We start from the raw sequence: 12,988 nt of genomic DNA on the forward strand, positions 1-12,988 counted from the left end.
CCTTTAAGAAACGTTTTGACAATTAACTAAGGCTTTCGCTCAGCCGCAAGCCCTCAGATATTTCATGGATTCATCGGAAATACAAGCCATAAAAAACCGCTTCGGGATCATCGGCAACTCGTCGGGCCTGAACCACGCGATCAACGTCGCCGTGCAGGTCGCAGCCACTGACCTGACGGTTTTGATCACCGGTGAAAGCGGAAGCGGGAAAGAATCGTTTTCCAAGATCATCCACAGCCTCAGTTCTCGCAAGCACGGGCCCTTCATTGCCATCAACTGTGGCGCGATACCCGAGGGAACCATCGATTCGGAGCTGTTTGGCCATGAAAAAGGTGCATTCACCGGCGCCCTCGACGCGAGGAAAGGATATTTTGAAACGACTAACAGCGGCACGATCTTCCTCGACGAGGTAGGCGAAATGCCGCTCGGCACACAGGCGAGGTTGCTGCGCGTGCTGGAAAACGGGGAATATATCCGAGTGGGCTCGTCCAAAGTTTTAAAGACAAATGTCCGCGTGGTAGCGGCCACGAACGTGAATCTGCTGGACGCGGTGAACCATGGGAAGTTTCGTGAGGACTTGTATTACCGGTTGAACACGGTCCCCATTTACGTGCCGCCCCTGCGCGACCGTGGCGAGGACATTCTGCTGCTTTTCAGGAAGTTCACCAATGATTTCTCCGAGCGCTACCGCACCAAACCCGTGCGGCTGGATGCCGAAGCGCGCGATCTTTTGATCCAGTATTCATTTCCAGGCAATATCCGCCAGCTCAAAAACATCGCCGAACAGATCACCATTCTTGAAACAGATAAGGAACTGCCGATCAGCATCGAAACGCTGAACCATTACCTCAACCCCGTGCAGCCATCGAGCCGGAAGGCATTGGTGCCGCTGCGCTCGGGCGACGACAATGCGACTTCGTTTTCGGAGCGGGAGCTGTTATATAAAGTACTTTTCGATATGCGGCGCGACATGACGGAGTTGAAAAAGCTCGTCAGGAATGTGCTAGAAAATGAAAAATATGGCGGCGATATCCTGAAAGACCACCAGGAGCTGTTCAGCTCGCTCAACAACGCCGAGCCGGTAATCACCACGCCCACGCTCGAACCTGCCCGCCTGCTCTCGCCGCCTCCCTCGCGCACAGTGGACCTGGACCGCTATTCCGACGAGCGCGACGAAATAGAAGATGTGACGCACGTGACGGCCGAAGAAGAATCGCTTTCGCTGGAAGATAAAGAGAAGGAAATGATCATCAAGGCACTTCGCAAGAACAACAACAAGCGAAAATATGCCGCCAACGCATTGGGCATTTCCGAGCGTACGTTATACAGGAAGATTAAACAATACGACATTGAAGAATAGATTTCATGCCGCGCTTCTTGCGGCATCCGGCCGGAAGGCCAGTTGGAAAATGTGGGCCCTGGTGCTGCTGATTTGCCCGGTTTTCATGTCGGGCTGCGGGGTGTACTCATTTACAGGCACCAACCTTTCGCCGGACATCAAGACATTCAGCGTGCTGAACTTCACCATGGGCACAGCGGGCGGGCCAGCCGACCTGCCGCAGCGCATTACGGAAGACCTGAAAGAGTATTTTCAAAGAAATACCAGCCTGGTAAGCCAGCCCGGCGGCGGCGACCTTGTGCTCGAAGGCTCCATAACCGGCTACGACGTAACGCCCGCCGCGCCGACGGCAAACGACCAGGCCGGCTTGAACCGCCTGAACGTGACGGTACAAGTGCGTTACACCAATGCAAAAGACGAGACGAAAAACTTTGATCAGTCGTTTACCTACTACGCCGACTTTCCTCAGGATCAGACACTTAACCAGAACGAAGCACGCCTTTTACCTACCATCCGAGAAAACCTCGTGCAACAGATTTTCAATAAATCCGCGGCCGACTGGTAGGAAAAGCCTTGCCCGAGCTTTCAATTTTTACAACCCGAATTACTCAATACAACCCTGAATATGGCGCTCATCGATAAGGAAACATTTGATCAGCTGGTGAAAAACCCGGCCCTGATCACGGCAGATGTGATCCCGCAGCTGGAAGCCACGATCAAGGCATTTCCGTATTGCCAGATCCCCTACTCGATACTCGCGAAGGCATCGAGCCTTGCCGGTACCGAAAAACTGGAAGAAACCCGCCCGCGTGCGGCCGCATACGCGCTGAGCCGTGTGGCACTGCAGCAGCTGGTAGAAAGCGACAATGAGCGCTACGACGCCACTGTGGACGTGGACGACATTCTCGAACCGCAGGTAACTCCCGAGCCGCTCGATAGCGACGACATCCTGATCAGCACCGTGGAGCAGCAGGCATCCGCCGAATTACAGCGCACGGAAGAGCAGCGCCGACAGCAGCAGATCATTCAGGGTTTTATGAAAAAGAACCCGCGCATTGCCCGCCAGGACAACAACCTGGAGCCCCTCAATATCGACCTCAGCAGCCGCCTGGCCGGCAACTCTGACAGCGGCATTGAAACCGAAGCATTTGCGAAGATCCTCATCCGCCAGGGCAAAATTGAAAAGGCGATAGACGTCTATCAAAAATTGATTTTGAAAAAACCGGAAAAAAGGAATTACTTTGCGAAAAAATTGAGCGAATTATACGCACGGGCTTAATAAGTTCAGGAATTCAAAGTCAAGGAGTCATTAGGTCAGGAATTGTAATTTCATTCACACATTCACACATTCACACATTCACACATTCAATCATTCACTCATTCAATCATTCAAAATTCATTAAAGCATGTATTTGGGTTTAATTATTCTGGTTGCCATTGTTGCAGTATTGTTGATTTTGGTCGTTTTGGTCCAAAATTCAAAAGGAGGAGGGCTTTCAAGCGAGTTTAGCGGCGCAGGAACTACCCAAATGTTTGGTGTTAAAAAAACCACCGACCTGCTCGAACAGATCACGTGGGGCTTGGCTAGCGCGGTGATTATCATTTCACTCGCGTCATATGTGATGGTTGGCGGTTCTGATTCAGGTGCAGGCATCAACAGCATCAACGTGGAAAGAGCTCAAAATGCAGTGGTACCAGGCGGCAAAATCGCTCCTGCACCGGCTGCGGAAGGTGCGGCACCCGCTGCTGGCGAAGCTCCTGCGGGCACAACCACTCCCGCCGGAACTGCAACACCTGCCGATACAACGAAATAATAAGGGCATACGCCTGACATAAAAAAATCCTGCGGCGAACATCGCAGGATTTTTTTTATGCTCATGCCACATTGATTTCCCGCAGCATCAACCGCTCGGCCACGGGCAGCAGCGTTTCCTGCAAGGGATATTCATATTTCGATTCTACTACATAAGTTGCGGGATTAGGCAGGGCACGGTTCCGCTTCGTCAGGTCGACTTTGATCTGGGAAACCGTGTTACCCACGCCAATGCGCACGGTTTCGATGAACTGCGTTTTCAGATAGCGCTCTTTCAGCGCATTGTACAGCGCGAGCTGGTATTGAAAGACACTCACCAGCGGCTGAAATCTGTGCAAAAACAGCAGATAACCTTCCTGCAAACGCAGCGGCACAATGCCGACGGGCGACACTTTTACATTCTCCTCTACCTCCGAAAAGCGTTCGGAACCCTCCGCAATCGACCTCGAAAAGCGCGGGATCGCGAAGTCGAGAATGTAGTTCAGGTCCGACATGTAGGAATCGTCCTGGTGCGTTTCCTCGTATTCCAGCTGCCAGGTTTTCACATCAATGCCTGTCAGCGTTTTGGGTAAACTCGTCCGGATCTTGCTTTTACTAGTCTGGATGCTGACACACGCGTCGAGGTGCGACTTCAATTCTGGCAGACACGGGTGTAAGCGATTGTGTGTGAACTGGTCACGAACGTGCTGAAAGTAGCCCATCAGCACATATTTTTTGTACTCAAAATCAAAAATTCCTTCGGTGAGCCAGTTTTTATCGAGTTCTGACATAGGGTTTTCAATTTGGTGTCCATAAAATTTAGTGAATTCCGTTTCTGAATGCAAGAATTCAGCATTTCTGACACGCAAATGACATAATAATGCTATAACGACATGCCGGAATACAAATTTGTCACACTAGCCGGAAAAAATGTCAGAGCAATGCCGCTGGCACAGATTGTGCTATCGGGATGGGAGTCTAATCATTACTGACAATTAAAATAAACGTTTAATATTTATGTCAACTTTAGCAGAAATACAAGTGAATGTACAACCGCTAGCTGACCGCGTTCTGATCGAACCTGCCCCAGCCGAAGAAAAAACAGCATTTGGTATCATTATCCCTGATACTGCAAAGGAAAAGCCGCAGCGTGGAACCGTATTGGCGGTAGGCCCCGGTAAAAAAGACGAGCCGCTTACAGTAAAAGTTGGAGATACCGTATTGTACGGTAAGTACTCAGGCACTGAATTGGCATACGAAGGAAAAGACGTCCTGATTATGCGCGAGTCGGATATCTACGCTATCGTAGGATAATCTAAAACACTCAGATTCAACAGTTTCTCTTAAAGTTTTTTCAAATTATTAACAGTTATGTCTAAGAAAATATTTTTTGACACAGAAGCACGCGATAAAGTAAAACGCGGTGTGGACACCCTGGCTGACGCCGTTAAGGTTACATTGGGCCCACGTGGCCGTAACGTGGTAATCGACAAGAAATTCGGTTCTCCAAGCATCACAAAGGATGGTGTTACTGTTGCCAAAGAAATCGATCTGAAAGATCCTATCGAAAACATGGGAGCTCAGCTGGTGAAAGAAGTGGCCTCCAAAACTGCTGATTCGGCAGGTGATGGTACTACTACTGCTACCGTTCTGGCACAGGCGATCTACTCGATCGGTGTAAAAAACGTAGCGGCTGGTGCTAACCCAATGGATCTGAAACGCGGTATCGACAAAGCCGTTTCAGTGATCACAAAGGATCTGGAAGCTCAGAAAAAGAATATCTCTACTTCCAAAGAAATCGCGCAGGTGGCAACTATCTCTGCTAACCATGACGAGGAGATCGGTAACATGATCGCCGAAGCGATGGAAAAAGTAGGTAAAGAAGGTGTTATCACCGTTGAAGAGGCTCGCGGAACTGAAACAGAAGTTAAAACTGTGGAAGGTATGCAGTTCGACCGCGGTTACCTGTCTCCATACTTCGTAACCAACACTGAGAAAATGGAAGCTGAACTGGAGCGTCCATTCATCCTGATCTCTGAGAAGAAAGTATCTTCTATGAAAGAGCTTCTTCCTGTGTTGGAAGCAGTTGCGCAAACCGGCCGTCCTTTGCTGATCCTTGCAGAAGACGTTGACGGAGAGGCGCTTGCTACATTGGTAGTAAACAAAATCCGCGGTGCATTGAAAGTAGCGGCTGTTAAAGCTCCTGGTTTCGGTGACCGTCGTAAAGCAATGCTGGAAGATATCGCGATCATCACTGGCGGTACCGTTATCAGCGAAGAGCGTGGTTTCAAACTGGAAAACGCTACTTTGGACTACCTCGGTACTTGCGAAAAAGCGATTATCGACAAAGACAACACAACTTTGGTAAACGGTAGCGGTGCATCTGAAGACATTCAGGCACGTGTAAATCAAATCAAAGCGCAGATCGAAAACACTACATCTGACTACGATCGCGAAAAATTGCAGGAGCGTCTTGCCAAATTGTCCGGCGGTGTAGCTATCCTTTACATCGGTGCTGCTACTGAGGTTGAGATGAAAGAGAAAAAAGACCGCGTTGACGATGCGCTTCACGCAACCCGCGCTGCGGTTGAAGAAGGTATCGTTGCAGGTGGTGGTGTAGCATTCATCCGCGCAACTGCTTCTCTCGACGACCTGAAAGGTAACAACGACGACGAAACAACTGGTATCAACATCATCCGTGCTGCTTTGGAAGCTCCATTGCGCACGATCGTGTCTAACGCCGGCGGCGAGCCTTCAGTTGTGATCAATAAAGTGAAAGATGGTTCAGGTGCTTTCGGTTACAACGCGAAAGACAACACTTACCAAGACCTTCTTGAGGCTGGTATCATCGATCCTAAGAAAGTATCTCGTCTGGCACTCGAAAACGCAGCATCTATCGCTGGTCTGTTGCTTACAACAGAATGCGTAATCGCTGACGAACCAGAAGAAGCTCCTGCGGCAGGTGGCCACGGCCACGGCGGCGGAATGGGCGGCATGATGTAATCAAGCGTCCGTTTCTTCGGAAAATATAAAAAACGGGTTGTCAGGAAACTGGCAACCCGTTTTTGTCTGGCCGCGGAGCGGCCTTCCGTTTATAGAATAGTATCTGTGATTTTGGTCAACGCGGCCACGGAGTGGCCTCCTGTTTGTAGAGCACGATGGCGAATTTATTGCCAAGGCCGCAGCGCGGCCTCCTGTTTATAGGAATGGCCGCGTAGCAAATCAGTTATCGTCTCCGTAGGAGACTCCTACCGGAGTCGGCGTTAACCCGCGATTGGAACGTTGCTATAAACAGGATTCTCCTCGCGGAGCGCCGCTGCATCTGTAATGCGATTTTCTATAAACAAGCCACTCCTACCGGAGTCAAACCGAATGCTGAATCATCAACCCGTCCTGCATTACCAAACGACGATCGGCCATTTCGGCCAGCTCTTCATTATGGGTCACAATGATGAACGTCTGCCCCGTCTCGTCGCGCAGCTTGAAGAATAACTGATGCAAGTCCAATGCATTATGCGAATCCAGATTGCCGCTGGGTTCGTCGGCTAATACAATGGCAGGTTTGTTGAGCAATGCCCTGGCGACGGCTACGCGTTGCTGCTCACCGCCGGAAAGCTCCGATGGCAAATGATCCATCCGACCGCCTAGCCCTAGCAGTTCGAGCAGTTCTTTGGCACGAGCCTGGATGTCCTTTTCATTCACATTTCCGTTGATATAACCCGGCATACACACGTTTTCCAATGCGGTGAATTCCGCCAGGAGGTTATGGAACTGGAAAATGAAGCCGATCTTTTCATTACGGAAACGCGCGAGGTCTTTGTCCTTTTGGGTGAAGACATTAATGCCGTCGATGAACACTTCGCCCTGCTCCGGCCGGTCGAGCGTTCCGAGGATGTGGAGAAAGGTACTTTTACCCGCTCCCGACGGCCCGACGATGGCTACTACTTCCCCCTTTTTCACTTCGAGATCAATGCCTTTCAATACCTGCAATGAACCGTAAGTACGCCTGATCCCGCTCGCCCGAAGTAGCTCCATAATGAAAAGATAATTGCGCCTAAAACGCGCCCGTTTTGATTAATTCCTTAATTTGCCGTGAAAATACCAATTTACTTTTATACTCATGAATATTCACGAATATCAAGGCAAAAGCGTTCTTAAAAAATACGGTGTGCGTATTCAGGAAGGCCTCGTAGCCGACACTCCGGATAAAGCTGTGGAGGTTGCACGTGAGCTCAGCCAGCAGACAGGCACCAAGTGGTATGTTGTAAAATCCCAGATCCACGCAGGTGGCCGCGGTAAAGGCCGCATCGTCGGCAGCGAACAGCGCGGTGTGGCATTGGCTAAGTCGGTTGAAGATGTCAGGACCATCTCCAACAACATCCTGGGCAAAGTATTGGTAACGCACCAAACCGGTGCAGAAGGCAAGCGAGTAAACAAAGTCCTGATCGCAGAAGACGTATACTACCCAGGCCCAAGCGAGCCGAAAGAATATTACCTGTCGATCCTGTTGGATCGCGGCAGAAACTGCAACGTGATCATGGCCAGCACCGAAGGCGGTATGGACATCGAAGAAGTGGCAGAACGTACTCCCGAGAAAATCATCAAAGAATGGATCGATCCGAAAGTTGGATTGCAGCCGTTCCAGGCACGTAAAGTGGCATTCGCGCTGGGCCTGGAAGGTGATGCGTTCAAGGAAATGGTGAAATTCATTTCTGCATTATACAGAGCTTACGCGGAAAGCGATTCGTCGATGTTCGAAATCAACCCGGTTTTGAAAACATCCGACAATAAAATCCTAGCCGTTGATGCCAAGGTGGATTTGGACGACAATGCATTGTACCGTCACCCTGAGCTGGCTGAAATGCGCGACACCAACGAAGAAGATCCTTTGGAAGTGGAAGCGGGTGCCAACAACCTGAACTACGTGAAACTGGACGGAAACGTGGGTTGTATGGTAAATGGAGCCGGTCTCGCGATGGCTACCATGGACTTGATCAAACTGTCGGGCGGTGAGCCTGCCAACTTCCTCGACGTAGGCGGTGGCGCGAACGCACGTACGGTAGAAGCAGGTTTCCGTATCATCCTGAAAGATCCGAACGTAAAAGCGATCCTGATCAACATCTTCGGCGGTATCGTTCGCTGCGACCGTGTTGCTGCGGGTGTGGTAGAAGCTTACAAAGCGATCGGCGAAATTCCAGTGCCGATCATCGTTCGTCTGCAAGGCACCAACGCCGAAGAAGGCGCCCGCATCATCAACGAATCCGGCCTGAAAGTATATTCAGCGATCGAATTCAAAGAAGCTGCGGCGAAGGTTTCAGAGGTTTTGGCTGAGCTGGGCGTTTAAGAAGCAATTGCCTATAAACGAGAGGGTAGCCGTTCAGGCTACCCTTTTTTGCTTTTGCCGAATACATAAATAAATCTATATTTTTGTAAATGGACGAAGCTACTTTCGACAAAGACAAAGTGATGGCGTATTGGGTCCAAAGCTCGGACGAGGACTTTGAAACCATGCTGGTGATGTTCAACAGCCGTCGACATGCATGGAGTCTGTTTGTCGGACATTTGATGATTGAGAAGCTGCTGAAAGCGTTGTTTGTAAAAGTCAACAATGCGTTTCCGCCCTTTACACATAATTTGTTAAGGCTTGCCGAAAAAAGCAATATGGAACTGACCGAAGAAAATAAACTGTTTCTAGTGTCAGTTACCGCCTTCAATATCAATGGGAGGTATGACGATTATAAAATGAGCTTCCAGAAGACTTGCACACCGGACTTTACCAATGCATGGGTTGAAAAGCTGAAAGAAAACAGGTTATGGATCAAGGAATTAATCAATCAATAGCGCGTTTTGTCGCTTCGGCTTCGAAAAACCAGCCAGGCCTGGTGGCCGCCTACCTCTTTGGTTCTTATGCGCGAAATGATTTCCGGCCCGAAAGCGACATTGATATTGCCTTAGTGATCGATAAATTAAATGATAGCGAGCGCTTTGACACGCAGGTCAGACTCATGATGCTGGCTTCCCAATTCGATTCCAGGATCGAACCGCATCCTATTTCCAAGCAGGACTTAATGTCTACCAGCAATCCATTTGCAGCGGAAATCCTGAAAAACGGCATTGAATTCGAACTCCGCCCATCAGCCTAAAATCCAATACAAAACCATCGTAGCCCCAAAACTCACAACACCCTGCAACCCCGTGAGCACGGTGTGCGTGCGGTAGGTGTCTTTGGCGGAGATGCCAGTGAATTGCGACACGACCCAGAACCAGGCGTCGTTCGTGTGCGAGACGATCATGGCACCGCTTCCTACGGCCATGACGACCAGCGTTATTTGAACCGGCGTTACAAAACCGAGGGAGGCGAGCAATGGTGCCAGAATGCTGGTAGTGAGTACCATCGCAGAAGTCGTTGATCCTTGTGCTGTTTTGAAAAAAATGGCGATCAGAAATGCGATCACGAGCAGATAAGCACCGGACATTTCGTTGTGCAGCAGCCATTCGCTTACCATATCTTTCAATGTAGTTTCTTTTAGAATCGCGCCGAATGCGCCTCCTGCGCCTACGAGCACAAGCGTGGTGCCGCAATGCTCAATGCCGCTTTTGAAACATTCCATCATGCGCTGGGAAGCATTCGCAGGAAATAAGGAATAGCTGAAAAATATCGCCAGCAGGAACGATACCAGCGGACTTCCCAGGAAGTTTAACCATCGCGTCAGTTCTTCCGGGAAATGCAGGATTTTGGCAAAAGAAGCCAGCGTAATGAGCAGGATAGGCAGCACAATGGGCATGAACGCCTTCCAGGCCGGCGGCAGCAAGTGTTCGTCAATCATTTTCGGTTCCTCAACGGCCGCGTCGTCCACCAGCTGCAAGTTATGCGCATATTTCCCCGCAAACCAGGTCGACAGGAAAAGGCTGGGAATGGAAACGATGAGCCCGATCAGGATTACTAATCCAATGGAATCCGGAATGCCGAGGTTACCGGCAGCGGACAGTGGCCCCGGCGTGGGTGGTACCAATGTATGGGTAGCGAATAAGCCGCCGGATAGCGATAATGCAATGGTAGCCAGTGGCTTGCCGATACGTTTCGCGACAATCTGGTTTAGTTTATGCAAAATAATAAACCCTGAATCGCAGAACACCGGAATGCCTACAATGCCGCCGATGACCGACATCGCAAGTGCAGGCCGCTTCTCACCGAACAGCTTCAAGATCACATCCGCTACCTTGATCGCCGCACCGGATTTGTCCAGTATCGCGCCGATAACGCAGCCTAGAATGACCATCAGTCCAATCTTGGACATTAACTCGCCAAAACCTTTACCGATCGTCTCAGCCAATTTATCAATCGGCAAACCGGCGAATACTCCGACACCGAGCGCCGCCAGCAGCAGCCCCACCAGCGGATGCATTTTCAAAACCGTCGAACTGAGGACAATAAAGGCAATAGCGGCCAGTACGATCACAAATATCATGGGTGCCGCTATAAAAGTTGAAGCACCGCTTCGTCGCCCATCACCGCATTGGCTGGACGCGGGTGACTGTTGTCGAACACGGCCAGGTCTTTTTGTTCCAGGACTTTCGCCGGCTCTTCGTCGATTTGCCCGTCGCGGGTGACCGCTTTCAGGTCGAGGTCGAGATGCTTGGCCATGAATGCATACATTGCCTTGCGCTTCGACGGGCCGTAATCGTGCTTTTCGTCGGCCAGATGGACGGCTTCGAGGTTGTCCTTCGCATTATAAAGCGCGTAAATCTTCTGCATGAAAGGATATTCCACTTCCGGCGTGTTTTTGGTCCAGTCGCCGCCGTCGGAAATCATGATCATCGGACGGGGAGCGGTTAATGCGGCTATTTCTACATTATTGGTTTGATAATTGCCTTTTTTATGGATCGGCAGTCCGCTTTCGCACACGCAGCCACCGAAGAAATAGGAAGACACCATCACCACCGGCACCGACACCTTCACGCGGTTATCCAGTGCGGCCAGCAGGAACGTCTGCGTTCCCCCACCCGACTCGCCCGTGCAGGCAACGCGCTTCGGATCCACGCCCGGGATGGACAGCAGGAAATCCAGCGAGCGGATGCTGTTGATCGTCTGCAATTTCAATGCTTTGGCCATTTTGTGCCCGCATTGTTTGGCATCGCCCTGGCCTACCATGTCCCACACAAACACGATCGCGCCCATACGTGCGAGCGTCGCGCAGCGCTTCTGCGTCTGCTCGCGGAAGCGCCCGTGCGGGTTCTCGCCATGCCCGTGCGGCGCAAGAATCGCGGCGTAAGATTTCTGCTGCTTTGTCGGCCGGTACAAATTGCCGGTGACGTAAATGCCCGGCATGCTTTCGAATGCGACATTCTCGATGGTATAACCGTCCATTTCCTTTTTGGAATGGATAATTGGTTTGGAAGCCGGCTTTTCGGGTAATGTTTGCAAATCCATTCCGTTCCGGATCTGCTGGCGGATTTCCGCGGCACGGGCTTCCCATTCCACTTTGGATGCCGGGACGTGGCTATCGAGGAATGCTTTGCCCTGTTCTTCTGTAAAGTGTGCGCCTTGGCAAAGTTCGGCTTGCTGGGCGAATGATGTGGATGCGAGGCCCAGCAGGCCTGCGAGTATGGTATATCGGATTTTCATAGAAATTGCGGTTTTTTCAGAAAAGCAAAGCAGTTACAGAGATTACTGTTACAATACCCTTATAATTGGCCCGAAGGGCCATCCTGTTTGTAGTAAAACAGGTTACCGTATGCGAGTTTTCCACCCCAGCGGGGTATCCTGCATCATTGCGAAAGGAGGCCCCTCCGGGGCCAAACCGTGGATAATGCAATCGGATTTGCTATAAACAGGAGGCCCCTCCGGGCCAAACCGTGGATGACACGATCGGGGTTCCTATAAACGGGACGCCCCGCCGGGGCGGAACGATGCTACTCCGCGTTTGCCTCCCGCAGACCTACCGGAATGGCGATGCGAACGTAGCTGGGTAATATCACCGCTTCCAGCTCTTTTACGAGCCCTTTATATTCCCCGTCGATCTGGAAATGCGCTGCTTTTTCTACGCATTCGATTTTTGCCTTTTCTACTGAGATCACTTTCATGATTTCGGGATTGAAATCGGTGCTGCCGGCGAGAATTTTGGCGGTTTCGATGAAATCGAGCTTTTTGGCAATTACCAGCTCGAAAAAGCCGTCGCACATGTCGCCAATCGGGTTGATACTTACACCCGTGCCGTATTTTTGGGCATTGGCGATGATCACGATCAGCGCTTCGGTTTCCAGCACTTCGTCGCCGGCGGTGATCCTGACTTCGAAGTTCTCGTGTTCGCTCAGCGTCCTCAGCATTTCCCGTGCATAGCCGAGCTTGCCGCGGGTGTCGCTGTCTTCGTAGTTTTTGACCAGCAATGCATTTAACCCGATGTCTGCGAGATGCAGACTGATTTCCCCATTGATCGACACCGCGTCGATGGCGGAAACTTCGCCATTGAATGCTACTTCCAGCGCCTGGTCGATGGAGCCCGACAGTCCGAAATCGACCGAAAGGCCATTGGCCGATCCCGCCGGGATAATGCAAAGTATCGCCTCGGTGCCATGCAATGCCTGCGCTACCATGGAGATCGTGCCATCGCCGCCCGCTACCAGCACGCGCTCCGGCCTGATATTTTCAACCATTTCGCGGATGGTCTGCTGGTCGTCCTCGCCGGTGGTGTTGTAAATGCGCAGGTCGCAGCCCTCGGATTCCGATTTTTCAATAACCCTTTCAAAAATTACATCCTTGTTCACGTCCCCGGAAATGGGATTTACTACCAGCAAAACTTTCGGTTGTGAAGACATATTCGATAAATTAGGGACCTGATGTCGTAGAGGATAAAGAT

14 protein-coding genes are annotated in these 12,988 nt (G+C 50.8%); 9 read left to right on the forward strand and 5 right to left on the reverse strand.

Annotation, left to right across the window (positions count from 1 at the left end; translation table 11 throughout):
- The first annotated feature begins 64 nt into the window (after window positions 1-64).
- The 4 genes from DFER_RS13490 (at window position 65) to secG (ending at window position 3,153) form a co-directional block, all read left to right on the forward strand.
- Window positions 65-1,360, forward strand: a complete 1,296-nt coding sequence (locus DFER_RS13490) for a sigma-54 interaction domain-containing protein (protein ID WP_015812193.1) — start codon at window positions 65-67, stop codon at window positions 1,358-1,360.
- Window positions 1,350-1,904 carry an LptE family protein gene (locus tag DFER_RS13495; protein ID WP_229206248.1) on the forward strand — a complete coding sequence of 185 codons (555 nt, stop codon included), beginning with the start codon at window positions 1,350-1,352 and terminating at the stop codon, window positions 1,902-1,904. Before DFER_RS13490 ends, DFER_RS13495 begins: the two co-directional genes overlap by 11 nt.
- Window positions 1,905-1,964: 60 nt before the next feature.
- Window positions 1,965-2,618: a DUF8458 domain-containing protein gene (locus DFER_RS13500; RefSeq protein ID WP_015812195.1), complete on the forward strand. Its 654-nt coding sequence runs from the start codon at window positions 1,965-1,967 to the stop codon at window positions 2,616-2,618.
- Between the two features lie 127 nt (window positions 2,619-2,745).
- On the forward strand, window positions 2,746-3,153 hold the full coding sequence (secG, locus tag DFER_RS13505; protein WP_015812196.1) for a preprotein translocase subunit SecG: 408 nt from the start codon (window positions 2,746-2,748) through the stop codon (window positions 3,151-3,153).
- 61 nt (window positions 3,154-3,214) lie between these two features.
- Here the strand turns inward: secG and DFER_RS13510 are convergent, their stop codons facing one another.
- A complete protein-coding gene (locus tag DFER_RS13510; protein ID WP_015812197.1) occupies window positions 3,215-3,922 on the reverse strand; it encodes a hypothetical protein in 708 nt (235 codons plus the stop codon).
- 226 nt (window positions 3,923-4,148) lie between these two features.
- Between DFER_RS13510 and DFER_RS13515 the strand changes: the two genes are divergently transcribed.
- Window positions 4,149-4,445, forward strand: a complete 297-nt coding sequence (locus DFER_RS13515; RefSeq protein WP_015812198.1) for a co-chaperone GroES — start codon at window positions 4,149-4,151, stop codon at window positions 4,443-4,445.
- 57 nt (window positions 4,446-4,502) lie between these two features.
- Window positions 4,503-6,134 carry a chaperonin GroEL gene (groL, locus tag DFER_RS13520; RefSeq protein ID WP_015812199.1) on the forward strand — a complete coding sequence of 544 codons (1,632 nt, stop codon included), beginning with the start codon at window positions 4,503-4,505 and terminating at the stop codon, window positions 6,132-6,134.
- Window positions 6,135-6,494: 360 nt separating this feature from the next.
- Here groL and DFER_RS13525 read toward each other — a convergent pair whose 3' ends face one another.
- Complete coding sequence (locus DFER_RS13525; RefSeq protein ID WP_015812200.1) at window positions 6,495-7,166, reverse strand: ABC transporter ATP-binding protein; 672 nt, start codon at window positions 7,164-7,166, stop codon at window positions 6,495-6,497.
- An 85-nt stretch (window positions 7,167-7,251) separates the two neighbouring features.
- On the opposite strand from DFER_RS13525, the gene sucC reads away from it, so the two are divergent.
- The 3 genes from sucC to DFER_RS13540 all read left to right on the forward strand — a co-directional run bounded on the left by sucC (window position 7,252) and on the right by DFER_RS13540 (window position 9,274).
- Window positions 7,252-8,475: an ADP-forming succinate--CoA ligase subunit beta gene (sucC, locus tag DFER_RS13530; RefSeq protein WP_015812201.1), complete on the forward strand. Its 1,224-nt coding sequence runs from the start codon at window positions 7,252-7,254 to the stop codon at window positions 8,473-8,475.
- A gap of 89 nt (window positions 8,476-8,564) precedes the next feature.
- Window positions 8,565-8,972 carry a HEPN domain-containing protein gene (locus tag DFER_RS13535; protein ID WP_015812202.1) on the forward strand — a complete coding sequence of 136 codons (408 nt, stop codon included), beginning with the start codon at window positions 8,565-8,567 and terminating at the stop codon, window positions 8,970-8,972.
- Entirely contained in the window at window positions 8,945-9,274 is a 330-nt protein-coding gene (locus DFER_RS13540; RefSeq protein ID WP_015812203.1) for a nucleotidyltransferase domain-containing protein, read from the forward strand. The genes DFER_RS13535 and DFER_RS13540 overlap by 28 nt, the downstream gene beginning before the upstream one ends.
- On the opposite strand, the gene DFER_RS13545 is transcribed toward DFER_RS13540, so the two are convergent.
- The 3 genes from DFER_RS13545 to DFER_RS13555 all read right to left on the reverse strand — a co-directional run bounded on the left by DFER_RS13545 (window position 9,266) and on the right by DFER_RS13555 (window position 12,947).
- Complete coding sequence (locus DFER_RS13545; RefSeq protein WP_015812204.1) at window positions 9,266-10,600, reverse strand: GntP family permease; 1,335 nt, start codon at window positions 10,598-10,600, stop codon at window positions 9,266-9,268. The two genes, DFER_RS13540 and DFER_RS13545, sit on opposite strands and share 9 nt — an antisense overlap.
- 8 nt (window positions 10,601-10,608) lie before the next feature.
- Entirely contained in the window at window positions 10,609-11,757 is a 1,149-nt protein-coding gene (locus tag DFER_RS13550; protein ID WP_015812205.1) for an alpha/beta hydrolase family protein, read from the reverse strand.
- Between the two features lie 287 nt (window positions 11,758-12,044).
- Window positions 12,045-12,947 carry a diacylglycerol/lipid kinase family protein gene (locus DFER_RS13555; protein ID WP_015812206.1) on the reverse strand — a complete coding sequence of 301 codons (903 nt, stop codon included), beginning with the start codon at window positions 12,945-12,947 and terminating at the stop codon, window positions 12,045-12,047.
- Window positions 12,948-12,988: the final 41 nt, after the last annotated feature.

Source organism: Dyadobacter fermentans DSM 18053, assembly GCF_000023125.1.
In the GTDB taxonomy this organism is placed as follows: domain Bacteria; phylum Bacteroidota; class Bacteroidia; order Cytophagales; family Spirosomataceae; genus Dyadobacter; species Dyadobacter fermentans.